This is a genomic window from Streptomyces dengpaensis, assembly GCF_002946835.1.
In the GTDB taxonomy this organism is placed as follows: Bacteria; Actinomycetota; Actinomycetes; order Streptomycetales; family Streptomycetaceae; genus Streptomyces; species Streptomyces dengpaensis.
The window spans coordinates 2,048,678-2,073,163 of sequence record NZ_CP026652.1 but is presented as its reverse complement, the minus strand read 5'-3'; the positions used below and the strand labels follow the sequence as shown (position 1 = coordinate 2,073,163).

Below are 24,486 nucleotides of genomic sequence, written 5' to 3'. Positions count from 1 at the left end.
CCCCTCTCCTGTGGGGGGAGTCTGTCAGGCCAGCAGCTCCACCTCCGCGAGCCTCGCCTCACCGTCGAGGACCAGGCGGTAGTGCGCGTACGAGCCCGGGTCCGCGACCGTGAACGCCCGGGTCTGCTTGTCCCAGGCGAAGGACTCGCCGGAGCGCCGGTCCAGGTCGGTCCACTTGCTGCCGTCGGACGAGCCCTGGAGGACCCATCCGGCCGGGGCCTTGGCGCGGTCCGAGGAGGTCAGGGTGTACTGAACCCCCTTGGCGGACGCGGACGTCGGCAGATCCACGGACGTGACCGCAGCGTCCGTCGCCGAGGTGTTGTCGAAGAGCGCGCCCTCCCCCTTGAGGGCGTCCGCGCGCGGCGAGGGCACCTTGTCGTCCTGCGTGATCGACACGGGCGCCGCGTTCCTGCCCGAGCCCCACGAGGACGGCTTGGAGCTCATGTCGAACTCCAGGACGCCGCCCCGGGAGATGAGCGAGTGGGGGAGCGACGTCGAGGTCCACGTCTTGCCGTTGACCTTCAGGCCCCGCACGTACACGTTCTTCGCGCTGTTCTTGGGAGCCTTGACGACCAGGTCCTCACCGTTCTCCAGATGGACCGTGGCCTTGGTGAACAGCGGCGAGCCGACGGCGTATTCGCCGCTGCCCATCACCAGCGGGTAGAAGCCGAGCGAGGAGAAGAGGAACCAGGCCGACTGCTCGCCGTTGTCCTCGTCGCCGTGGTAGCCCTGCCCGATCTCACTGCCGGTGTAGAGGCGGGAGAGGACCTCGCGGACGTTCTTCTGCGTCTTCCAGGGCTGTCCGGCGGCGTCGTACATGTAATTCACGTGGTGCGCCACCTGGTTGGAGTGCCCGTACATGCCCATCCGTACGTCACGGGCCTCGGTCATCTCATGGATGACCCCGCCGTACGAGCCCACGAACTCCGGCGAGGCCGTCTCGGGCGTCGCGAAGTACCTGTCGAGCTTCTCCGCGAGTCCGTCGCGGCCGCCGTACAGGTTCGCCAGGCCGCGGGAGTCCTGCGGCGCGGTGAACGCGTACCCCCAGCCGTTCGTCTCCGTGTAGTCGTAGCCCCACACGCGCGGGTCGTACGTGGACGACTCGACCCGCCAGCCGCCCTTCTCGTCGCGGCCCTGGAAGAAGCCGGCCTTCGCGTCGAAGAGGCGCACGTATTCCTGGGCCCGGTTGAGGAAGTACGAGGACTCCTCCTTGTAGTGCTTCTCGCCGGTCTTCTTGTAGAGGGCCTGGCCCATCCTCGCGATGCCGTAGTCGTTGAGGTAGCCCTCCAGCGCCCACGACAGGCCCTCGTGCGTGTCGGTGCTCGTGTAGCCGAGGAAGGGGGAAGTCGTCATGCCCTTGCGGCCCACGCCCGACGTCGGCGGGACGACCGTCGCGTTCTTCAGGGCCGCGTCGTACGCCGACTTCGCGTCGAAGTCCACGCCCTTGACGTACGCGTCCGCGAAGGCCACGTCCGACGAGGTGCCGGTCATCAGGTCCGCGTACCCCGGCGAGGACCAGCGCGAGGTCCAGCCGCCGTCCTTGTACTGCTGAACGAACCCGTCGACCATCTCGCCTGCCTGACGGGGGGTCAGGAAGGAGTACGCCGGCCAGGTCGTCCGATAGGTGTCCCAGAAGCCGTTGTTGACGTACACCTTGCCCTCGACGATCTTCGCGCCGGTGTGGGTGGGGGTGTCCGGACCCGGCATCGGCGAGAACGGCGACGCGTACTGGTACTTCGAACCGACCTTCTCGAAGCCCGAGTTGGGGTACAGATACAGCCGGTACAGGCTGGAGTACAGCGTCGTCAGCTGGTCCGGCGTCGCGCCCTCGACCTCGACCTTGCCGAGCACCTTGTCCCACTGCTGCTGTGCCCGCGCCTTGACCTCCCCGAAGGACGTGCCGTCGGGGATCTCCTGGCGGAGGTTGTCCTTGGCCTGGTCGATGCTGATGAGGGAGGTGGCGAGGCGCAGGGTGACCGTGCGGTCGTCCGAAGGGTCGAACCGCAGATAGCCCTTGACCCCGCTGGCGTCCCCTTCCGTCACCTTCGCGTCGAAGACCCCGTACACGAAGAGCCGGGTGGCCCCCGTCGACAGGCCGGACTTCACGTCCGAGTAGCCCGTGACGATCCCCTTCTCCTTGTCGAGCGTCAGCCCCGCCTGGTCGGTCACGTTGTCGAAGAGCACGCTCGCGTCGTCACCGGGATAGGTGAAGCGCATCACCGCCGCGTGGTCCGTGGGGGCCATCTCTGCCTTGAGGCCGTTCTCGAAGGTCACCCCGTAGTAGTACGGGCGCGCGGTCTCCTTCTCGTGCCGGAACGCGAGCGCGCGGGCCGTGCGGCCGGTGTCCGGGGTGCCGGACGCGGCCGACGGCATCACCTGGAAGGTCTGCCGGTCACCCATCCAGGGGCTGGGCTCATGGCTTGCGCTGAACGCCTGGATCGTCGGCAGATTGTCGGAGTTGTTCGCACGTGCGTAGTCGTAGAGCCAGCTCAGCGAGCCCGCGTTGGTCACCGGCGTCCAGAAGTTGAAGCCGTGCGGGACGGCCGTCGCCGGGAAGTTGTTGCCGCGCGAGAAGCCGCCGCTGGAGTTGGTGCCGCGCGTCGTCAGCGCATAGTCGGACAGATGCGCCTTGGGCTTCTCCGGCTGCTTCACCCGCAGCGCGACGTCGTCCAGCCAGCCGCGGAACTTCGCCGGCCCCTTCGGGGAGTCGTACGCGACCAGGATCCGGTCCACCGTCCTGCCCGCCGCGACCGAACCGATCCGCGAGGTCACGTTGTTCCACTGGTTGACGTACAGCACCTTGGCCGCGCCCTGCCCCTGCGGGGTGAGCCTGAAGCCATGCTGGTCGGTGGCGTTGAGGTCACTCAGATAGGTGCCGTCCGTGAAGACCAGGTCCACGGCCACGTTCGTGGCGTCGTAGTCCCGGTCGCGGTCCGCCATCGACGGGAAGACCCGGTACGACAGTTCGGTGTCGCGCCCGACGGGCACGTTCACGTCGAAGACCTTGTTGTACGAGTACGCCCGGCCGTCCGGCTTGTGGGTACCGGCGTAGCGCAGGGCACGCTTGCCGGTGAAGCCCGCGCCCGCCTTCGCGGTGGGAGAGCCGCTCGGGCCGCGGTCCACCAGCGAGAGCATGTCCTTGGGGGCCGGATCGTCGCCCTGGCCCGTCGAGAACTGGACGTCGGCGAGCTGCAGAATGCCGCCTCCGCCGTTGTTCTGGGTGACATCGAGCCGGAAGTGCTGGTACTCGACGGGGCTCGCGATGTCGTACGACTTCGTCTGGAACCGCTCGCCGAAGGATTCACCCGCGCGGGTGTCGAGGGTCTTCCAGTCCTTGCCGTCGGTGGAGCCCTGGAGGGTCCAGTCCTTGGGGTCGCGCTCGTCGTGGTCGTTGGCCGAAGTGAGCGCGTACGTCACCACCTTGACCGGGGCGTCCAGGTCGAACTCTACCCAGCCGGTGGGCGCGAAGGTCAGCCACTTGGTGCCCGGCTCGCCGTCGACGAGGTTCTCCTTCACCTCGCCGGCGCCGGTGTGCTCGCCGCTCGCGCGGACGTCGGTGACATGGTCGGTGACGTTGCCGGGGATGCCGGAGCTGTAGCCGCCGTCGACGCCGGACGCTCGTTTCGTTCCGTCAGGTTCTGTATCGACCGTGTTCAGCCAGTCCGGCGCTGGATCGCCGGATTCGAAGGAGGAGGCGAACTCCCGGTCGGCAGCGGCCGGTTGGCCGGGCAGGGCGACCGCCACACCCTGCGAGGCCACGACGAGGGAGAGCGCTGCCACCCCCATTGCCGTCGAGGAACCCCATCTAGCCGTGGAACTCCGTCTGTACCTGGCTCTGTGCTGCATCCGCTAGCACCCTCCCTGTCCACTCGCGTGCACCGGACAACGTTGTCAACTGCGCTGCGCAAGGACCATTTGGGAGCCAAGTTGTCAGTGATGTCAAGGGCGTTGGATGTGGCGTCCGGGGTAACTACCGTGCGACGAACTGGGCATCGCGTTCATCGGGGGAGGCTGACACCCTGTCGATCTTCGCTGGGGCAAGGTGCGGAGCCCGCACATTTCCGCGAGGTCTCAACTCGGAAAAGACCAACGGCCAAACCTGCATTCGATCTTGCTCCGTTGGCGGGAAGTGGACTATACCTGTCGGCGTCCGCCCCCGCCGTTCGGCGGTCGTGGACAGGCAACGTCCAGGGGGAATTCGGGAGGTGGCGGACCGTGACACAGAGACCTGCCGTCGCGTCGTCCCGCTGAATCCCCCACGCACGACCCCAGCTTGACCTAACCGCGGTGCCGGGGAGGATCCGGTTCACCGCCTGAGTCCTGGAGAAGGCGAGGACTTGAGCATGGGATCCACTTCCGCCGAGAACAGCAAGCCCGAAGGCGTCGGACGGCGCGATCTGATCAAGCGGTCGGCCGCACTCGGCCTGATCGCCGCACCGACGATGGGCTTCCTCTCCGCCTGTGCCAGCAGTGACAGCGGTTCGGACGACAAGGCCAAGACCGGCAAGAAGACGACGAAGAATCCGCTGGGCGTCAACGAGACGGCCGCACTCTCCGTCGTCATCTTCGACGGCGGTTTCGGTACGAAATACGCGACGGACGCCAACGCCGAGTACAAGAAGGCGTATCCGAAGGTCAAGATCGATTTCCACAAGACCCAGAAGATCCAGTCCGAGCTGCAGCCCAAGTTCAACGGCGGTACCCCTCCGGACCTGATCGACAACTCAGGCGCCGAGCAGATGGACATGGGTGTGCTCGTCGGCAAGAAGCAGCTCACCGATCTGACGCCGCTGCTCGACGCCCCGTCCATCGACGACCCGGCGAAGAAGGTCCGGGACACGCTGCGCCCCGGCATCGTCGAGATGGGCCAGTTCGACGGCGACCCGGTCTGGATCATGTACTACGCGTACACGGTCTACGGGGTCTGGTACTCGCAGACGGCCCTCGAGAAGCTCGACTCGACGTACCCCGAGGACTGGGACGCCATGCTCGCACTGTGTGCGAAGGCGAAGAAGAAGGGCATCGCCGGCTGGACGTACGCGGGCAAGCACCCGTACTACCTGCCGTTCTCGCTCTACCCCTTCATCGCCAAGATCGGCGGCCGCGAGGTTCTCGACAAGATCGACAACCTGGAGCCGAACGCCTGGAAGGACCCGGCCGTCAAGGCCGGTTTCGAGGCGTACTACGAGCTCTACAAGAAGGGTTACATCCTCAAGGGCACCCCGGGCATCGACCACATCCAGTCGCAGACCGCCTGGGCCAAGGGCGAGGCGCTGTTCATCCCGAACGGCTCCTGGGTGGAGAACGAGTCCGCGAGTGTCATCCCGTCGGACTTCAATCTGGCCGTCGGCGCCCCGACGGGCCTCGACAGCTCCGACAAGCTGCCGTTCGGCACCATCTGGGCCTCCGGCGGCGAGCCCTTCATCGTCCCGGCCAAGGCGGCCAACCCCGCGGGCGGCATGGAGCAGCTGCGCATCATGCTCAGCGAGGCCTCGTCGAAGAACTTCACCAGCCAGGTGAAGTCGCTGAGCGCCTTCAACGGCGGTACCGACGGCATCGAGCTGACCCCGGGCCTCAAGTCCGGTGTCGCGGCGCTGGAGAAGGCCGGCGACAACGTGGTGAACCCGCGTCTCCAGGACTGGTACGTGAAGCTCCAGAAGGAGCAGATCGGTGTCGCCGGTCTCGGCGAGATGATGGCAGGGCGTCTGACCCCGGCCGAGGCCATCAAGAAGATCCAGGGCTACGCGGACGCGGCGGCCAAGGACCAGTCCATCAAGCACTTCAAGCACCAGTAGCGGCGCGCTGCGCACACGTCACCAGCGGCGGCATCCGCGCAACGATCGGGGTCGGTAACCATGCAGCATGGCAAGTACCGGTTCATCGGGGGGTTCTTGGTGACCCCCTTGGTGTTGTACGCGGTCTTCGTGATCTGGCCGTTCATCCAGGCGATCTACTACTCGTTCACGGACTGGACCGGCCTGAGCCCCGACTTCAAGATGGTCGGTTTCGCGAACTACACCAGAATGCTGGACGACGACGTCTTCTGGAAGTCGTTGCAGCACAGCCTGCTGTTCGCGTTGCTGCTGCCGCTGGTGACGCTGGGCCTCGCGCTCTTCTTCGCCTTCATGCTCAATGTCGGTGGGCGGCGCCGTAAGGGCGCCGCCATCACCGGAGTGCGGGGATCGGGTTTCTACAAAATCGCGTATTTCTTTCCGCAGGTGCTGTCGATCGCGATCGTCGCCCTGCTCTTCCGGTTCGCGTACAACCCCAACGACGGTGTGCTCAACGGGACGTTGACGGCCATCGGCCTCGGCAGTGTCCAGCCGGACTGGCTGGGTGACCCGAATCTCGCCCTCTGGTGCGTGATGGCCGTGCTCCTGTGGAGCACGGTCGGGTTCTTCGTCGTGCTGTTCTCCGCGGGAATGGCATCGATTCCCATGGACTTCTACGAAGCCGCGCTTCTCGACGGCGCGAACCGGTTCACCACGTTCTTCAGAATCACCCTTCCGCTGCTCTGGGACACGGTGCAGTCGGGTTGGGTCTACATGGGAATCCTGGCCCTGGGTGCCGAGGCGTTCGCCGCTGTTCAGATCATGACGGTGGGCCCGGGCGGTCCTGACTATTCGACCACGGTCCTACCGCTGTACGTGTACCAATCGGCGTTCCGCGACGCGAACGCCGCCTACGCAACGACGATCGGTGTCGCTCTCCTCATCGTCACGCTGCTGTTCGCGGCGATCGTGATGCGGCTGGGGCGGCGCGAGCGGCTGGAGTTCTGATGAAGACCACTGACACTCCGCCGCCCGCGGATCCGGTCGAGGACCACCCCCGCGTGACGAAGACGCAGGCCGCGCCCGAGAAGGCGAAGAACGGCGAAGGAGGTGTCCTCAACGTCTTCTCGCACGGCATCCTCGTCATCTGGGCGATCATGGTCGTCCTGCCGCTGCTCTGGGCGGTGATGACGTCCTTCAAGGACGACAACTCCATCTTCAGCTCACCCTGGTCGCTGCCGGACAAGCTGCACTTCGAGAACTGGTCGCGCGCGTGGTCCCAGGCGCACATGAACGACTACTTCGGCAACACGCTCATCGTGGTGGGCTTTTCACTGGCCGGTACGCTCGTGCTCGGCTCGATGGCGGCCTACGTCCTGGCCCGCTTCGACTTCCCGGGCAACCGGTTCATCTACTTCCTCTTCGTCGGAGGAATGAGCTTCCCGATCATGCTCGCCCTGGTGCCGCTGTTCTATGTGCTGAACAACATGCAGCTGCTGAACACGCTACCGGGCCTGATCCTCGTCTACATCGCCTACTCGCTGCCGTTCACGGTGTTCTTCCTGACCTCGTTCTTCAGGACGCTGCCGACCTCGATCGCCGAGGCGGCGTTCGTCGACGGGGCCTCGCACACCAGGACGTTCTTCCAGATCATGCTGCCGATGGCCAAGCCGGGCCTGGTCAGCGTCGGCATCTTCAACTTCCTGGGCCAGTGGAACCAGTACATGCTCCCCACCGTGCTGAACACCGACCCGGACAAGAAGGTGCTGTCCCAGGGCCTCGTCGAGCTGGCCACCAGCCAGGGGTACAAGGGCGACTGGTCGGGCCTGTTCGCGGGCCTGGTGATGGCCATGCTCCCCGTGCTGGCCGCGTACATCGTCTTCCAGCGGCAGGTAGTGCAGGGGCTGACGGCGGGTGCGCTGAAGTAGCGGACCGTAGCCGAACGGTCGATGTGTGAACCCGCCCCGGTCCGCGGCCGGGGCGGGGTCCGTACACAGGCGGGGGGCCGGGCCGGTCCGCGGCCGGGGCCGGGCCCGTACGCAGGCTGGGGCCGAGTCCGTACGCAGGCGGGACCCAGCCCGTACACATGTGCCCATCCGTGCCGGATCCAGCTCAACCTCTTGACGGGAGGCAACCCAAACAGCTCAGCTTAGAGTTCACTACTTGGACATAGGCGGGGCCTCATCGTGGCGGCCTCGTACGCGGGAGGTTCGTCGTGGAGACTCCGGGGTCGCAGTCGTCGCTGCACCGAGCCAATCTGGAGCGCGTCGTTCGGGCGGTGCGCCTTGCAGGTTCGCTCACGCAGGCGGAGATCGCGAGGACGACGGGCCTGTCCGCCGCGACGGTGTCCAATATCGTCCGGGAGCTCAAGGACCGCGGGACGGTCGAGGTCACCCCCACGTCGGCGGGCGGCCGCCGGGCCCGCAGTGTGTCCCTGAGCGGTGACGCCGGCATTGTCATCGGCGTCGACTTCGGGCATACGCATCTGCGCGTCGCGGTCGGGAATCTCGCCCACCAGGTGCTGGCCGAGGAGGCCGAGCCGCTGGATGTGGACGCCTCCGCCGCGCAGGGCTTCGACCGGGCGGAAGTGCTGGTCAGCCGCCTGATCGCGGCCACCGGGGTCGACCGTTCCAAGATCGCGGGCGTGGGGCTCGGCGTGCCGGCCCCGATCGACGTGGAGTCGGGCACCCTCGGCTCCACCGCCATCCTGCCGGGCTGGACCGGCGCGAAGCCCGCCGAGGAGCTCCGCGGGCGGCTCAGGGTGCCCGTGCACGTGGACAACGACGCCAATCTCGGCGCGCTCGGCGAGATGGTCTGGGGGAGCGGGCGCGGGGTCAGGGACCTGGCGTACATCAAGGTCGCCAGCGGTGTCGGCGCGGGCCTGGTGATCGACGGCAAGATCTACCGCGGCCCGGGCGGCACAGCGGGAGAAATCGGTCATATCACCCTTGATGAGTCCGGCCCGGTCTGTCGTTGCGGCAACCGGGGATGCCTGGAGACCTTCACGGCGGCGCGCTATGTGCTGCCGCTCCTGCAGCCGAGTCACGGCACCGATCTGACCATGGAGGGCGTGGTCAGGCTGGCGCGGGACGGCGATCCGGGCTGCCGCCGGGTGATCGCCGACGTGGGCCGTCACATCGGCAGCGGCGTCGCGAACCTCTGCAATTTGCTGAACCCCAGCCGGGTGGTCCTCGGCGGCGATCTCGCCGAGGCCGGGGAGCTGGTTCTCGCGCCCATCAGGGAGTCCGTCGGCCGCTACGCGATCCCCAGCGCCGCGCGCCAGCTCTCGGTGCTGCCAGGGGCGCTCGGGGGCCGTGCGGAGGTCCTCGGGGCACTCGCGCTCGCGCTCAGCGAGATGGGCGATTCGACCCTTTTGGATGGCTCGCTTTCCACAACGACGCCCGTCTTCACTTAGAGAACGCATGGCACCGTTGCCATCTCGTTAAGTATTTACTTCTTGACGCCGAACCTGTGGCCGAGTTGACTTCCAGCCACCTCGGCCGCAACGACGCGGCCTCGTCAGGGAGGTTTCTGTAGTGAACACGCGTATGCGTCGTGCCGCCGTCGCCGTTGCCGCTGGTGCGATGGCTGTTTCGCTGGCCGCCTGTGGCAGTGCCAAGGAGTCCGGCGACAAGGGCGACAGCCCCAGCTCCGCCAAGAAGGGCGATGCGATCAAGGTCGGTCTGCTCCTTCCCGAGAACCAGACCGCGCGTTACGAGAAGTTCGACAAGCCGCTGATCGAGGCGAAGATCAAGGAGCTGACGAACGACAAGGGCGAGGTCGTCTACGCCAACGCCAAGCAGGACGCCAGCACGCAGAACCAGCAGGTCGACACGATGATCACCAACAAGGTGGACGTGCTGATCATCGACGCTGTGGACGCCGCGGCCATCAAGAACTCGGTCCAGAAGGCCAAGGACGCCGGCATCCCGGTCGTCGCCTACGACCGTCTCGCGCAGGGCCCGATCGACGCCTACACCTCGTTCGACAACGAGACCGTCGGCAAGACGCAGGGCGAGGCCCTCCTCAAGGCCCTCGGCTCCAAGGCCAAGAGCGGCAAGATCGTCATGATGAACGGGTCGGTGACCGACCCGAACGCCGCCCAGTTCAAGAGCGGCGCCCACTCCGTCCTCGACGGCAAGGTGAACGTCGGCAAGGAGTACGACACCAAGGAGTGGAAGCCGGAGAACGCCAACTCCAACATGGAGGGCGCCATTTCGGCTCTCGGCAAGAAGAACATCGTCGGTGTCTACTCCGCCAACGACGGCATGGCCGGCGGTATCATCACCGCCCTCAAGGCCGCCGGCATCTCCGTCCCGGTCACCGGCCAGGACGCCGAACTCGCGGGTGTGCAGCGCATCGTCGCCGGTGAGCAGTACATGAGCGTCTACAAGCCGTACGCCCCCGAGGCCGACGCCGCCGCCGAGATGGCCGTCGCGCTCGCCCAGGGCAAGTCGCTGGACTCCATCGCCAAGGACAAGGTCGACAGCCCGACCACCAAGGGCGTTCCGTCGGTGCTCGTCGGGGTCACCTCCCTGACCAAGGACAACATCCAGGACACCGTCATCAAGGACGGCGTCTACACGGTCAGCGACATCTGCACCTCCGCGTACAAGGCGGACTGCGACAAGCTCGGCCTGAAGTAATCCGCCGCAAGTCTCTTTCCACGTACGGGAATTCCCTCTTGAATTCCCGTACGGGACTTGCGCACTCCAAGCCCCTCCGGCGCCCCGCATCCACCAGCCCCGCAAGCTGAGCGACCCCGGGGAAGTTCAGGCACGCACCCACGCCGCCCGGCACGCACTCTCGCCGCACCGGCCAAAGGCCCAAGTAGCTCCGCTACGAGGACCTTCGCCCGGCACGCCGAGAGCACGCACCGAACGACGCGGGAACGCACCCGCACTTCCCCGGCGCCGCTTGGCGGGGCGCCGGACGGTACCCCCCTCCAAAAACTTCTGCACAACCTCCCGCCGGGTCAGGCGGCGAAGGAGATGGTTCACGTGTCCGCTACGCCTGTCCTGGCGTTGCGCGGGGTCTCCAAGCGGTTCGGTGCCGTTCAGGCGCTCACCGACGTAGAGCTTGAGGTCCACGCCGGTGAAGTGGTCGCCCTGGTGGGCGACAACGGCGCCGGAAAGTCCACGCTGGTCAAGACGATCGCCGGCGTGCACCCGATCGATGAGGGCGCCATTGAGTGGGACGGCAAGTCCGTCCAGATCAACAAGCCGCACGACGCGCAGGCGCTGGGCATCGCGACCGTCTACCAGGACCTCGCGCTGTGCGACAACATCGATGTCGTCGGCAACCTCTACCTGGGCCGCGAGCTGAAGAAGCGCGGTGTCCTGAACGAGGTCGAGATGGAGCGCCGCTCCCGCGAGCTGCTGGACACGCTGTCCATCCGGATCCCCAGCGTCCGTATCCCGATCGCCTCGCTCTCCGGCGGTCAGCGCCAGACGGTGGCGATCGCCCGTTCGATGCTCGGTGAGCCCAAGCTCGTCATCCTCGACGAGCCCACCGCGGCCCTCGGTGTCGAGCAGACCGCCCAGGTCCTCGACCTGGTCGAGCGGCTGCGCGAGCGCGGCCACGCGGTGATCCTCATCAGCCACAACATGGCTGACGTGAAGGCAGTGGCCGACAAGGTCGCCGTCCTGCGCCTGGGGCGCAACAACGGCGTCTTCGAGGTCAAGTCGACCTCCCAGGAAGAGATCATTTCCGCCATCACGGGCGCCACGGAGAACGCCGTGACCCGTCGTGCGGCGCGCAGCAACGGGGAGGCTCAGAAGTGAGCACCGACAAGACCTCCGCCACCGCCGAGGACCACGCCGTGGAGAACCCGGAGGCGGCCGCCGCGGCGGTCACCGCCGTCGACCCCCGCCTGCTGGTCCGCGAAGAGGGCCTCAAGGGCTACGTCACCGAGTTCAAGCGCAAGATGAAGGCCGGTGACCTGGGTTCCCTCCCGGTCGTCATCGGTCTGATCGCCATCTGGATCATCTTCCAGAGCCTGAACTCCAACTTCCTCACCGCGGGCAACCTGTCCGACATCTCCGTCGCCATGGTCGGCACGGGCATGATCGCCGTCGGTATCGTCTTCGTGCTGCTGCTCGGCGAGATCGACCTGTCCGTCGGTTCGGTCTCCGGTGTCGCGGGCGCCACGTTCGCGGTGCTCAACGTCTCGAACGGCATGAACGAATGGCTGGCCTTCGTGCTGGCCATCCTCACCGGTACGGCCGCCGGCGCGATCCACGGTTACGTCTTCGCGCGCATCGGTGTGCCGGCCTTCGCCGTCACCCTGGCGGGTCTGCTGTTCTGGAACGGCTTCATGCTCCAGGTCCTGGGCAGCAACGGCACCATCAACCTGGACAGCGAGGGCGTCGTCGCCAAGCTGACCAGCTACTACTTCACCGATGTGGCCGCCGCCTACGGGCTCGCGATCGTCGTGACCGCCGCGTACTTCCTCAGCTCCTACTCCGGCAACCGCCGCCGCGAGGCCGCCGGTGTGCCGTCCCGGCCGCTGAGCGAGACCATCGTGCGCACCGCGCTGCTCGCGGTCGTCACCTTCGCCGTGGCGATCCTCTACAACCAGTACAAGGGCCTGCCGCTCGCCGTGGTGATCTTCATCGCGGTGCTGCTGCTCACGGACTTCGTGCTGCGCCGCACCTCGTACGGACGGAAGATCTTCGCGCTCGGCGGCAGCGTCGAGGCCTCCCGGCGTGCGGGTATCAACGTGGAGATGATCCGGATCTCGGTCTTCGCGATCTCCGGCACCTTCGCCGCGATCGGCGGTCTGTTCATCGCCTCGAAGATCGCCTCCGCCAACCAGGGCGCCGGCGCCGGTGACCTGCTGATGAACGCCATCGCGGCGTCCGTCATCGGTGGCACCAGCCTCTTCGGCGGCCGGGGCCGCACCTGGAACGCGCTGCTCGGTGTCCTCGTGATCGTCTCGATCCAGTACGGCCTCGCCCTGCAGGGCATCGCCTCGCCGATCCAGTACATGATCACCGGTGGTGTGCTTCTCGCCACGGTCGTCATCGACGCGATCACCCGCAAGACCCAGAAGACCGCCGGCCGCGCGTGAGCGCCCCGTCGGCCGTCCCCGCTGTGCGGGTAAGCCCGTGAGACCTGTGCCCGGCACCCCTGGCGGTGCCGGGCGCAGTCATGTCCGCAACGAGAGCGGGAAGGGGAGCGCGAGTTCCCGCTCCGTACCGCCGATCGTGTGGCATAGATCGCCAGGCCCGGGCCTCCACCGCAAAGGCGGAACATTAGACTCGACAGGCCCGGCAACAGCTCGATCAGCTCTACTGCAAGGAGGCACGGGTGCCGCTGCTGACCCGCATCAGGGGACCGCGTGATCTGGACCGGCTCAGCCTGGAGCAGCTGGACCAGCTGGCCGGTGAGATCAGGACCTTTCTCGTCGACGCGGTCTCCAAGACAGGCGGCCACCTCGGCCCCAACCTCGGTGTCGTGGAGCTCACCATCGCTCTGCACCGTGTCTTCGAGTCGCCGAAGGACAAGGTGCTGTGGGACACGGGCCACCAGTCCTACGTCCACAAACTGCTCACCGGCCGTCAGGACTTCTCCAAGCTGAAGATGAAGGGCGGCCTGTCCGGCTACCCCTCGCAGGCCGAGTCCGAGCACGACGTCATCGAGAACTCGCACGCCTCCACGGTGCTCGGCTGGGCCGACGGCCTGGCGAAGGCGAACGAGGTCCTGCGCAAGGACGCCCATGTCGTCGCCGTCATCGGCGACGGCGCCCTCACCGGCGGCATGGCCTGGGAGGCGCTCAACAACATCGCCGACGCCAAGGACCGTCCCCTGGTCATCGTCGTCAACGACAACGAGCGCTCGTACGCCCCCACCATCGGCGGCCTCGCCAACCACCTGGCGACCCTGCGCACCACGGACGGCTACGAGCGCTTCCTGGCCCGCGGCAAGGACATCCTGGAGCGCACGCCCGTCGTCGGCAGGCCGCTCTACGAGACCCTGCACGGCGCCAAGAAGGGCCTCAAGGACTTCATCGCCCCGCAGGGCATGTTCGAGGACCTGGGCCTGAAGTACGTCGGCCCGATCGACGGTCATGACATCGAGGCCCTGGAGTCGGCGCTGGCCCGCGCCAAGCGCTTCGGCGGCCCGGTCATCGTGCACTGCCTCACCGAGAAGGGCCGCGGCTACCAGCCTGCCCTGCAGGACGAGGCGGACCGTTTCCACGCCGTCGGCAAGATCCACCCCGACACGGGCCTGCCGATCGCCTCCTCCGGCGCCGACTGGACCTCCGTCTTCGGCGAGGAGATGGTCAAGCTCGGGCAGGAGCGCAAGGACATCGTCGCCATCACGGCCGCGATGCTCCAGCCGGTCGGCCTCGACAAGTTCGCCAAGGCTTTCCCGAAACGGGTCTACGACGTCGGTATCGCGGAGCAGCACGGCGCCGTATCGGCCGCGGGCCTCGCCACCGGCGGCCTGCACCCCGTCTTCGCCGTCTACGCGACCTTCCTCAACCGCGCCTTCGACCAGGTCCTGATGGATGTGGCCCTGCACAAGTGCGGTGTCACCTTCGTCCTGGACCGCGCGGGCGTCACCGGCACCGACGGCGCCTCGCACAACGGCATGTGGGACATGTCGATCCTTCAGGTCGTGCCGGGCCTGCGCCTGGCCGCGCCGCGCGACGCCGACCAGGTCCGCGCCCAGCTGCGCGAGGCCATCGAGGTGACCGACGCGCCCACCGTGGTCCGCTTCTCCAAGGGCGCGGTCGGCCCGGCCGTGCCCGCCGTGGGCCGGGTCGGCGGCATGGACGTGCTGCGCGAGCCGGGCACCGACACGCCCGATGTGCTGCTCGTCTCGGTCGGTGCGCTCGCGCCGATGTGCCTGGAGATCGCCTGCCTCCTCGACAAGCAGGGCATCTCCACCACCGTCGTCGACCCGCGCTGGGTCAAGCCGGTCGACGAGGCCATGGCCCCGCTCGCCGAGCGGCACCGGGTGGTCGTCACCGTCGAGGACAACTCCCGCGTCGGCGGCGTCGGTTCGACGATCGCGCAGGCCCTGCGCGACGCGGGCGTCGACGTCCCGCTGCGCGACTTCGGCATCCCGCCGCGCTTCCTCGACCACGCCTCCCGCGCGGAGGTCATGGCCGAGATCGGCCTGACCGCGCCGGACATCGCCCGTCAGGTCACCGGCCTCGTGTCCCAGCTCGACGGCCTGCCCCGGCCCCGGCCGCGCCCGGCCGGGGGAACCCCCATCGACACCGCCGCACAGGCCGTGGACTCGGTGGAGCGCGTGCGCGACTGACGTACCCCGCAGGTCCGATGGGCCGGTTTCTCCAACCCCTACGGGTGGAGAAACCGGCCCATTCGTGTGAACCCTCTTATGCCGATGCTTACGGGGCGCCCACCCTCCCGATCATGTCGTGGACGACAAGCGTGGGAGGTACGCCCGTGAGCAACACCCTCTTCAGGACGAAGAAGGTCGAACAATCGATCTTGGACACTGAGGAGCCGGAGCACGCACTCAAGAAGTCGCTGTCCGCTCTGGATCTCACCGTCTTCGGCGTCGGTGTCATCATCGGCACCGGCATCTTCGTCCTCACCGGCAAGGTCGCCAAGGAGAACGCGGGCCCCGCGGTCTCCCTCGCGTTCATCGCCGCGGGCATCGTCTGCGCTCTGGCCGCGCTCTGCTACGCGGAGTTCGCGTCCACGGTTCCCGTGGCGGGATCGGCGTACACCTTCGCGTACGCCTCGATCGGTGAGCTGCCCGCCTGGATCATCGGCTGGGACCTGGTCCTGGAGTTCGCGCTCGGTACGGCGGTGGTCGCCGTCGGCTGGTCGGGGTATCTGCGCTCGGCGATGGACAGCTGGGGCTGGCATCTGCCCGAATATCTCGGCGGACGGGAAGGCGCCACCGGGTTCGGCTTCGACATCCTCGCCGCCGCGCTGGTGCTGGTGCTCACCGCCGTCCTCGTCATCGGCGTGAAGCTCTCCGCCCGGGTCACCTCGCTGGTCGTCGCCATCAAGGTCACCGTCGTCCTCATTGTGATCATCGCGGGCGCGTTCTTCATCATGGCCGACAACTACGACCCCTTCCTCCCGAACGCACAGCCACAGGAGGCGGGCGGCGGTCTGCACTCCCCGCTCGTCCAGTTGATCTTCGGCTACGCGCCCACCAACTTCGGTGTGATGGGCATCTTCACTGCCGCCTCCGTGGTCTTCTTCGCCTTCATCGGCTTCGACGTCGTGGCGACGGCCGCGGAGGAGACGAAGAACCCGCAACGCGACATGCCCCGCGGCATCCTGGGCTCGCTCCTCATCTGCACCACGCTCTACGTCCTGGTCTCGCTCGTGGTCACGGGCATGCAGAAGTACACCCAACTGTCCATCGACGCCCCGCTCGCCGACGCGTTCAAGGCGACCGGGCACCCCTGGTACGCGGGCGTCATCAGCTTCGGTGCCGTGGTCGGTCTGACAACGGTCTGCATGATCCTTCTCCTCGGCCAGACCCGGGTCTTCTTCGCGATGAGCCGTGACGGACTGCTGCCGCGCTTCTTCTCCCGGGTCCACCCGCGGTTCCGCACCCCGCACCGGCCGACCATCCTGCTCGGCGTGATCATCGCGGTCGTCGCGGGTTTCACGAGCCTCGGCGAGCTGGCCGAACTGGTCAACATCGGCACGCTCTTCGCCTTCGTCGTCGTCGCGATCGGCGTCATCGTCCTCCGCCGCGCCCGCCCCGACCTGCATCGCGCCTTCCGCGCCCCGTGGGTGCCCCTCGTCCCGGCCGTGTCGGCGCTCGCCTCGCTGTGGCTGATGCTGAACCTGCCCGCGGAGACCTGGGTGCGGTTCGGGATCTGGATGGCGATCGGCTTCGTCGTCTTCTTCCTGTACGGGCGTTCGCACAGCCGTCTCGGCCGGCACGAGGAGACGACGGTGGGCCAAGTACTGAAGGGGCGGAAACGCGACGACACCAAGTAATCGAACGGCTTGTTGTTCCGGCCCCGTATGTCCCGCTTCGGTGGAGACTGCGGGGCCGGATAGCGTGCTCCCTATGCTCGCCGGGCTCCTGGAATCACCACGCTCCGTAGTTACGTCCGTGACGTCGTCGGTATCGGACCGCGGCTACTGGAGACGGGTCCTGCCCGTGCTGACGCTGCTCGCCTGCGTCACCCGGGTCCCCTCCTTCGTACGACCGCTGTGGAACCCGGACGAGGGCTATCTCGCCGTACAGGCACGGATACTGGCGCACGGGGGAGAGCTCTACGAGACGGTCGTGGACCGCAAGCCGCCGCTCGTGCCATGGCTGTACGAGGCGGCGTTCGCCGTGTGCGGCTCCGACTCGCTCACCCCGGTACGGGTCCTCGCGGTGATGGCGCAGCTGACGACCGCCGTGCTGCTGGCGTCCCTGGCCCGGCGCCGCTGGGGCGGGACGGCCGGGCGCACGGCGGGCGTGCTGTATCTGCTCGCCTCCATCGGGCTCAACCCCGAGGACGCGCAGGCCGCGACCTTCGAGGTCTTCATGCTGCCCTGCACCGCCGCGGCGATGTGGTGCGCGGACCGGCGCCGCTGGGGTGCGGCGGGGTGCGCGGTCGCGTGCGCGTTGCTGGTGAAGCAGACGGGCGGGGCGGTGCTGGTGCCGGTGGTGTGGATGCTGTGGCGCTCCGGTTGCTCGCGAACCGGGGTGGCACGGCTGGGAGTTGGGGTGACCGCTCCCGTGCTGTGCGCGGCGCTGCTCACCGATCCCGCGGGCTTTCTGTTCTGGACGGTCACCGGTTCGGGCGCGTACGCCTCCTTCGCCGGGTCCGAACTCCACGTTCTGACACGGGGGTTGACCAACAGCGTGATCCTGGCGGTGGCCTGTGCCGGGCTGATTCCTCCCGTCGTACGGGTGCTGCGCATGGCCCGTGCGGGATCGGTGGAGCTCTGGGTGTGGCTGGCCTCGTCCGCGGGGGCGGTCATGTTGGGCTTCCACTTCTTCGGCCACTACTACCTGCAACTCATCCCGCCTATCGCCCTGTTGGCGACGGCCGCGCTGCACGTCCTGCCCCGCGAGCGGCTGGTGAGGGCCGTCGTCACCTCGGCCTGCTGCTGCACGCTGTTCGTGGCCTGGGGGCTGCTGGCGCCACGCTCCGACCTCGCGCATGCGACGCGTCTCGCGGACGCGGTGGCCCGGCGTACGGATCCCGGGGACCGGGTGCTGGTCTGGGGCATGCACCCGGAGACGTACTGGCTCGCCGACCGCGCGCCCGCCAGCCGTTATCTGACCGCCGGGCTGCTCACCAACTACAGCGGGGGGCGTAATGGTCCCCAGGTCGGGGAGAAGTACGGGGTTACGGGTGCCTGGTCCGTGTTCCGGGGGGAGATGGCCGCCCGTCCGCCGGTCCTTGTCGTCGACGATTCCGACGACAAGCCGTACGGCCCCGAACGGGTGGCGTCGCTGCGGCGGCTGCTGGCGGTGGGGTACGAGGTGGTGGGGGAGGTGGACGGGGCGGTGATGTACGTGCGGGGAGGCGGGTGACGGGTTTTTCGCCCCGTTTCAGCCCGTCCGGCGTTTGAGGACGAGGCCGTTCAGGCCGATGCGGGGGTCTGGGGGCGGCAGCTCCCAGGGACGATGGGGGTCCCCCCGCTCTGGGGGTACCTCCCAGGCCCTTAAGGCACTGGGGGAGAAGCCGAGAGTGGGGGAGGGTAGGGGCGGAGGGGCGAAACACGCTGCTACATGTCGCCCCGCACCGCCCGCGGCCCCGTCACCTCCGCCCCGAACTCGGCCACCCGCCGACGCAGTTCACGATCGGCGGTGACGACCAGGCAGGGCCGATGACGGGCCGAGGCCGCAAGCTCGGTGATGTGGTCGTCGCCGCTGCCGGACGCGGACTCGACCCGTACGCCCGGGACGGACGCCACGCCCCGGGCGGCGCCTTCGACGACCAGGACCAGTTCCACGGGGCCGGCGTGCCCGGGAAGCCCCTCCCGGCCCAACCGGTCGCGCAGCCGCTCCGCGGCCCCGCGCCGGTCACGCCACCACCCGTCGGGCACGGAGCCGACGACGTTGGCGCCGTCGACGATGACGAGGAGGGGCTCGCGGTCGTCCATGGCATCAGGGTCGCACGGAAGTCGCGCTCGCCCACCGCGAGGTGACCGCGCGGACCGCGGAGGCAGCCTCCGCGACCCGCGCATCGCTCGTCCGCACGGACCGCGCGAGCTCGACATGCAGGAACGGCACCCGCTCCGCGGCGGCCTTGCGCCCCTGGACGTTGTCCTGGCCCTCCAGGGGGCAGGAGCGCACCCAGGCGCGGCACACCGCGAAGTCCCGCGCCCCGAGCGCGGCGGCGAGCCGGCGCCCGTCGGCGCGACCCTCCGTGCCGCTGCCCGCGGAGGCGACGGCATCGTGGCCGGGAGCGGAGTCGTCGGCGAAGCCGTGCAGCTGGATGCCGGGCAGTCCCCGCTCGGCCAGTTCGTCGCACACGGCGTCGAAGACGGAGTCGCGCCGGTGCGCCATGTCGGCGGCGTCGCCCTCCCCGGCCCTGCGGTGCGCGCCCGCGAGCACGAGCACCCCGCCGGGCGAGCCGAGCAGCACCCGCGCGCCGAGCCGTTCGGTCTCCGCGTCGGCGACGGGGTGCGGCACCTGCGCGGACCAGCGGACCGGCGCGGACAGGTCGATGTAGACGCGGCCCCAGCCACGCGGCGCGGGGCTCTCCTCCGTGCGGTCGGACAGCTCCGCGTACCGGCGTCCGGTCGTGGAGTCCGTGAGCGTACGCAGCTGGAAGTCGACGTCGGAGAGGAGGCCGCGGGCGCGGTCGGGGTGGCCGTCGAGGATCTGGCCCACGGCGTCGGCGACCGCCCGCCGCTCGGCGCGGCGCGGCTCGCGGTACCCGGAGTCCTCGTCGAACCCGGCGGTGAAGTCGGTGATCCGCCGCTCCAGGCGGACGCCCGCGGGAGCGGTGGCGGCGGTCTGTTCCGGGGCCGGGGTGTCGCCCCCGCGTGACTGGCTCGCGCGGCCGAAACCGTATGCGGTGAGCCCGGCGGCGAGTACGCCGAGGATCACGATCGCCGCCGTGACGCTGATCGTTTTCGCTCGGTTCACTCTCGTACCCATGGCCGCACACAAGATAGTCACAGGGCGGGACCAGGCTCACGCGGGGTATGAAGCGTTCCGTATGCCCGGTCGTGATCGGACACAAGCAGATTTCCTATCTGTTTCTTCAACATGTGCAACCCTTTGGCTTCATTACTTGTCTGACCAGACCGAGTGGCACCCGTGTGCCCTCTGAGGCGTGCGGTGCCTTCCTTGGCGTGCCCGCGCCGTCTGTAACTGCGTGAGAGGAGCCCCCCGTTGGCCGCTGCGGCGCCGAAGCGGCGGCACAAGGTCCGTCGAAGGGCCGACATGTCCCTGATTGGTGGGATACGTCCACCCATAGCTGTCTTGTCCGTTCTGCTGCTCACGCTCGCGGGTATCACCGCTCTCACCCTCGGCAAACCGGCCGGCGTCCTGGTCCCGAAGGCCGTCCTGACCTCGCAGCAGTACGTCGCCGAGGACGGCGCCGTCGCCCTGCGGACCTCGCTCGACGAGTCGATCAGGGACCTCACCAACACGGCCACCCTCTTCAACGAGGGACAGCCCGTCTCCGCCGACACCGTCCTGGACAAGATCGGCAACGTCTACCAGAAGTGGCGCGGCACTGCCGTCGTCGAGATCAAGTCGGGCAACCTGCTCGCCGCACGCGGCGAGAACGTGCCGCTGACCGCGATCGACCGGAGCAAGCTCTCCGCGAAGGACGGCCTGGCCCCGCGCATGGTGCGCATGGACAACGGCCAGACCCGCCTGGTCATCCTCGCCGTGCTGTCCTGGGAGGGGAAGCCGCAGCAGCTCCTGGTCGCCTCCAGCAGCCTGACCTTCCCCGGAGTGAGCCTGGCCGACGGCCGCGCCATCGGCGTCGTCGACTCCACCGGGCAGGTGCTCAGCAGCCACGGCAACCTCGACACCAAGCGCGCCCAGCAGCAGCTCAAGTCCTTCGCCACGGCCGCCGCCAAGAAAGCCGAGCAGCACCCCATCACCGCCAAGGAGCCCGGCGCGGGCGGCTACACGGGCGTCAGCGGCCACCTCACCGGAGGCGCCGCCCAGGACATGCGCACCGTCGGCGGATACGCCACCCTCGCCGCGCCCGTCGCCGGTGAGACCACCGTGGCCAGCGGCCTCGGCCTCACCGTCGTCACCCAGGTCGACGTCGAGGAGCGGACCGCACAGCTCACCCGCCCCGCCTTCGGTATCGCCGCGGCCGGCGCCCTGCTGGTCATCGGCGGACTCGCCGTCATGGTGCTGCTCGGCACCGTGCAACGCCCGCTGATCCGGCTGTTCCTGGAGAGCCGCCGGCTGACCCGCGGCGACCTCGCGCGCCCGGTGACCGTGCCCAAGTCCGGTGAGGCCGCCCGGGTCGGTGCCGCCCTGGAGCGGCTGCGCCGTCAACTGCAGGGCGCGCCCGCCGACGCGGAGGCACCGGCGTCCCGCAGGGGACTCGGCGCCCGCGCCCTGCTCGCCGTCTGCGCCGTCCTGCTCCTCGCCTGGTCGGTGCCGCTGATGCTGGTGCTCAACCGCGCCGACGACTCCGTACGCGTACCGAGCCAGATCGTCCGGGACCAGAAGTCGCGTACCGCCACCGTCAGCGACCGGGTGCGCCGCGCGCTCAACGAAGGCCACGCGGACCTCGCCGCGGTCGCCGCGCTGATCGGCGACCGCACCTCGGCCGAGGACATGAAGACCGTCCTGGAGCGCACGGTGGAGGACCACGACCGCTACCAGTCGGTGTACGTCCTCGGCGCCGACGGCACGATCCTCGCCCAGGCGGGGAGCACCCCGCACCACACGGCGGGCAAGGGCCCCTCCACGAAGTCCGTCGAGGTGACCGGCGAGGGCGGCAAGACGCCCGTCATCACCGCGACCGCCGAGGCACCCGGACGCGACGGGGCCGCCGTGGTCGCCGAGTTCCGCATCGAGTTCCTCAATGCGCTCCTCGGCCGCCAGGGCATGGGCGACGTCCGGGTCCTCGACGCAGAGAACCGTGTCATCGGCGGCGACGCGGGCTACCTCGCCTTCCAGAAGGCGCCCTCCCACCTCACCCCGCTGCTCGGCAAGAAGGACGCGTACGCCACCGTCCAGCGCACCGGCGGCACCGTGCGCGTCGCGGCCGTGGCGCCCTTCACCGGCGGTGGCGAGGCCAAGTCCCTGCAGTGGAAGGTCGTCAGCTGGCAGCCCGCCTCCGGGCTCGCCATCCCCGAGTACAGCCTCCAGAACCGCACGGTGCTCGCCGGACTCCTCGGCCTGACCGCCGCCGCGGCCTGCCTGGGCTGGCTGCACATCGTCGTCGTACGCCCGTTGCGCGAACTGGCCCGCCAGGCCGAGGCGCTCGCGGGCGGCGACCGCAAGACCGTGCTCTATCCGCGCCACCACGACGAGGTCGGCGCCGTCGCCCGCAGCCTGGAACTCATACGTCAGCAGCTCCAGGAGCAGCGGCGCGGACGCGACGGCGGGACACGCACCCCCGCCGGAGTCGGAAGGAACTAGGACCAGACCGTGCTCTTCCTCTACACCGTGCTCGTGGTGTGCGGAGCCATCCTGCTGATCGCCGGAATCGTCGAACAGCGGCGCCACTTCGTGAACCTCGACCGCATCCCCAGCCGCGTTCTCGTCAACGGCATCCGCGGCAAGTCGTCCATCACCCGGCTGTGCGCGGGCGCCCTGCGCGGCGGCGGGCTGACCACCGTGGCCAAGACCACTGGCACCGCGGCCCGGTTCATCCACCCCGACGCGACGGAGGAGCCGGTCTACCGCAAGTTCGGCATCGCCAACGTCGTGGAGCAGATCGGCATCGTGCGGCGCGCCGCCGCGTACCACCCGGACGCCCTCGTCATCGAGTGCATGGCCGTGATGCCGGCCCTCCAGGAGATCAACCAGTCCAAGCTGATCCGCTCCACGATCGGCGTCCTGTGCAACGTCCGCGAGGACCATCTCGCCGAAATGGGCCCGACCCTCGACGACGTGGCGCGCTCCCTGTGCCGCTCCATGCCCGAGGGCGGCATCTGCGTCACCGCCGAGAAGGACCGCTTCCACATCCTCCAGGAGGAGGCGGACGCCCGGGACTGCGAGCTGATCTACGCCGACCCCGAGACGGTCAGCGACGAGGAGCTGCGTGGCTTCAGCTGGTTCACCTTCAAGGAGAACGTGGCCATCGCGCTCAAGGTCGCCGAACTCCTGGGCGTGGAGAGGCAGACCGCCCTGCAGGGCATGTACGACGCCCCGCCGGACCCCGGTGTCCTCTCCGTCGAGCGGTACCTCACCCACGACGACAAGAAGCTGCGGTTCGCCAACGTCTTCGCGGCCAACGACCCCGAGTCGACGCTGATGAACATCAACCAGCTGCTCGACCTCGGCGCCATCCACCGCCCGCTGAACGTCGTCATCAACTGCCGTCCCGACCGCGTCGAACGCAACGGCCAGATGGGCGAGATCATCCCCGAGCTCGACCCCGAGCAGGTCTTCGTGATCGGCCACCCGGCCAAGTCCGCCATCGATGCGATCCCGGCCGCGTACCGCGACCGCGCCGTCGACCTCGGCGGCGACCGGCGTGACCCCGAGGAGTTCATGGCGCAGCTCCTCGGCCGCCTCGGCCCCGACTCCTCGCTCGTGGCCATCGGCAACATCCACGGCCAGGGCGAGCTGCTCCTGGAGCACCTGGCCGAACTCCCGGCCGACGACAGCCCCGACGACGCCCCGACCCGCCCCGCCGCCACACCGGCGAAGGCGCCGGCCGAGCCCCGCGAGCACGTCGAGACGGTGCAGCTGTACGCCCCGCGCCTCGACCCGTACCAGCAGTACTCGGAGGCGTACGAGTCGCGGTACGCGCCGCAGCCGCAGCCGCACGTGCCGGTGCAGCGGGGTGCGCGGCAGCCGTATCCGCAGGAGTCGTACGACCCGCGGTCGGGGCCGGCCCAGGGCACCCACGAAGCCTGGCCGACCGCCGTCCAGGCTCCCGTCCAGACGCCGGCCCAGGCTCCCCTCCAGACCCCCGAGGCCCGTCAGCATAACGCTCCGCCGCAGCACAACGCTCCGCCGCAGCATCACGCTCCGCAGCAGCACCCCGCTCCGCCGCAGCACCGCGAACGGCCGCAGTCCCGCGGCCTGTTCGAGCCCCGCCTCCCGCCCGCGCCCCCCGCCGACGACTCTCAGCAGTGGCAGAACCCAGGAGAGCAGCACCCTTGATCCCCGCCGTCCTCACCCCCGAGATCGCCGCGATCGGCATCGCCATCGGGCTGCTCTTCTCGCTCGTCTGCTATCTGACGACCAACCTCTCGCCCGGCGGAATGATCACCCCCGGCTGGCTGGCGCTGACCCTCGTCGAGGACCTCCAGCGCGCGGCCATGGTGGTCGGCGTGACCGTGCTGACGTACGTCGGCACGCTGTTGATGCAGAAGTTCGTGATCCTGTACGGCAAGCGGCTGTTCGCCGCGGTCGTACTGCTCGGCGTGACCCTCCAGGCGACCGTGATGATCGTGCTGTCGCTCGAGTTCCCGCTGATGTACGCGAACCAGACCCTCGGTTTCATCGTGCCCGGCCTGATCGCCTACCAGCTGGTCCGCCAGCCCAAGGGTCCCACCCTGCTGGCCACCGGCTCGGTGACGCTCATGGCCTATGTCGTCCTCACCGCCGGGATCCTCCTCGGCGTCATGCCGTCCGCCTGACCATCGGAGCCGAC

The 24,486-nt window shown here is 68.7% G+C and carries 16 protein-coding genes; 13 read left to right on the top strand and 3 right to left on the bottom strand.

Going from position 1 to position 24,486, the window contains the following annotated elements; all coding sequences use genetic code 11:
* Nucleotides 1–24: 24 nt before the first annotated feature.
* Nucleotides 25–3,786 carry a GH92 family glycosyl hydrolase gene (locus C4B68_RS09460; protein WP_099498937.1) on the bottom strand — a complete coding sequence of 1,254 codons (3,762 nt, stop codon included), beginning with the start codon at nucleotides 3,784–3,786 and terminating at the stop codon, nucleotides 25–27.
* Nucleotides 3,787–4,343: 557 nt separating this feature from the next.
* Here C4B68_RS09460 and ngcE point away from each other — a divergent pair.
* The 10 genes from ngcE (at nucleotide 4,344) to C4B68_RS09410 (ending at nucleotide 18,260) form a co-directional block, all read left to right on the top strand.
* Entirely contained in the window at nucleotides 4,344–5,795 is a 1,452-nt protein-coding gene (ngcE, locus tag C4B68_RS09455) for an N-acetylglucosamine/diacetylchitobiose ABC transporter substrate-binding protein (RefSeq protein WP_099498936.1), read from the top strand.
* A gap of 60 nt (nucleotides 5,796–5,855) precedes the next feature.
* Nucleotides 5,856–6,779 (top strand): carbohydrate ABC transporter permease, encoded by a 924-nt coding sequence (locus C4B68_RS09450; protein ID WP_099498935.1) that lies wholly within the window; start codon nucleotides 5,856–5,858, stop codon nucleotides 6,777–6,779.
* Complete coding sequence (locus tag C4B68_RS09445) at nucleotides 6,779–7,699, top strand: carbohydrate ABC transporter permease (RefSeq protein WP_099498934.1); 921 nt, start codon at nucleotides 6,779–6,781, stop codon at nucleotides 7,697–7,699. Before C4B68_RS09450 ends, C4B68_RS09445 begins: the two co-directional genes overlap by 1 nt.
* 287 nt (nucleotides 7,700–7,986) lie before the next feature.
* A complete protein-coding gene (locus tag C4B68_RS09440; protein ID WP_099498933.1) occupies nucleotides 7,987–9,186 on the top strand; it encodes an ROK family transcriptional regulator in 1,200 nt (399 codons plus the stop codon).
* 133 nt (nucleotides 9,187–9,319) lie between these two features.
* The gene (locus C4B68_RS09435) at nucleotides 9,320–10,417 is read left to right on the top strand and encodes a substrate-binding domain-containing protein (protein ID WP_099498932.1); all 1,098 of its coding nucleotides are present in this window, start codon (nucleotides 9,320–9,322) and stop codon (nucleotides 10,415–10,417) included.
* Nucleotides 10,418–10,762: 345 nt separating this feature from the next.
* The gene (locus C4B68_RS09430) at nucleotides 10,763–11,554 is read left to right on the top strand and encodes an ATP-binding cassette domain-containing protein (protein ID WP_167459056.1); all 792 of its coding nucleotides are present in this window, start codon (nucleotides 10,763–10,765) and stop codon (nucleotides 11,552–11,554) included.
* Nucleotides 11,551–12,843, top strand: a complete 1,293-nt coding sequence (locus tag C4B68_RS09425; protein ID WP_099498930.1) for a sugar ABC transporter permease — start codon at nucleotides 11,551–11,553, stop codon at nucleotides 12,841–12,843. The genes C4B68_RS09430 and C4B68_RS09425 overlap by 4 nt, the downstream gene beginning before the upstream one ends.
* A 239-nt stretch (nucleotides 12,844–13,082) precedes the next feature.
* Nucleotides 13,083–15,047 carry a 1-deoxy-D-xylulose-5-phosphate synthase gene (dxs, locus tag C4B68_RS09420; RefSeq protein ID WP_099498929.1) on the top strand — a complete coding sequence of 655 codons (1,965 nt, stop codon included), beginning with the start codon at nucleotides 13,083–13,085 and terminating at the stop codon, nucleotides 15,045–15,047.
* A 146-nt stretch (nucleotides 15,048–15,193) separates the two neighbouring features.
* Nucleotides 15,194–16,720, top strand: a complete 1,527-nt coding sequence (locus tag C4B68_RS09415; protein ID WP_099498928.1) for an amino acid permease — start codon at nucleotides 15,194–15,196, stop codon at nucleotides 16,718–16,720.
* 73 nt (nucleotides 16,721–16,793) lie between these two features.
* On the top strand, nucleotides 16,794–18,260 hold the full coding sequence (locus C4B68_RS09410) for an ArnT family glycosyltransferase (RefSeq protein ID WP_099498927.1): 1,467 nt from the start codon (nucleotides 16,794–16,796) through the stop codon (nucleotides 18,258–18,260).
* A 194-nt stretch (nucleotides 18,261–18,454) separates the two neighbouring features.
* On the opposite strand, the gene C4B68_RS09405 is transcribed toward C4B68_RS09410, so the two are convergent.
* Together C4B68_RS09405 and C4B68_RS09400 are read right to left on the bottom strand one after the other, a co-directional pair.
* A complete protein-coding gene (locus C4B68_RS09405; RefSeq protein WP_099498926.1) occupies nucleotides 18,455–18,832 on the bottom strand; it encodes a PIN domain-containing protein in 378 nt (125 codons plus the stop codon).
* Between the two features lie 4 nt (nucleotides 18,833–18,836).
* Nucleotides 18,837–19,823, bottom strand: coding sequence for a hypothetical protein (locus C4B68_RS09400; RefSeq protein WP_240634268.1), 987 nt, complete (start codon nucleotides 19,821–19,823; stop codon nucleotides 18,837–18,839).
* 300 nt (nucleotides 19,824–20,123) lie between these two features.
* On the opposite strand from C4B68_RS09400, the gene C4B68_RS09395 reads away from it, so the two are divergent.
* Genes C4B68_RS09395 through C4B68_RS09385 form a run of 3 tightly spaced genes read left to right on the top strand, consistent with a single transcriptional unit; the run spans nucleotide 20,124 to nucleotide 24,472 of the window.
* The gene (locus C4B68_RS09395; protein WP_099498924.1) at nucleotides 20,124–22,298 is read left to right on the top strand and encodes a HAMP domain-containing protein; all 2,175 of its coding nucleotides are present in this window, start codon (nucleotides 20,124–20,126) and stop codon (nucleotides 22,296–22,298) included.
* A 9-nt stretch (nucleotides 22,299–22,307) separates the two neighbouring features.
* Nucleotides 22,308–23,993, top strand: a complete 1,686-nt coding sequence (gene pgsB, locus C4B68_RS09390) for a poly-gamma-glutamate synthase PgsB (protein WP_099498923.1) — start codon at nucleotides 22,308–22,310, stop codon at nucleotides 23,991–23,993.
* Nucleotides 23,990–24,472: a poly-gamma-glutamate biosynthesis protein PgsC/CapC gene (locus tag C4B68_RS09385; RefSeq protein WP_099498922.1), complete on the top strand. Its 483-nt coding sequence runs from the start codon at nucleotides 23,990–23,992 to the stop codon at nucleotides 24,470–24,472. Before pgsB ends, C4B68_RS09385 begins: the two co-directional genes overlap by 4 nt.
* Nucleotides 24,473–24,486: the final 14 nt, after the last annotated feature.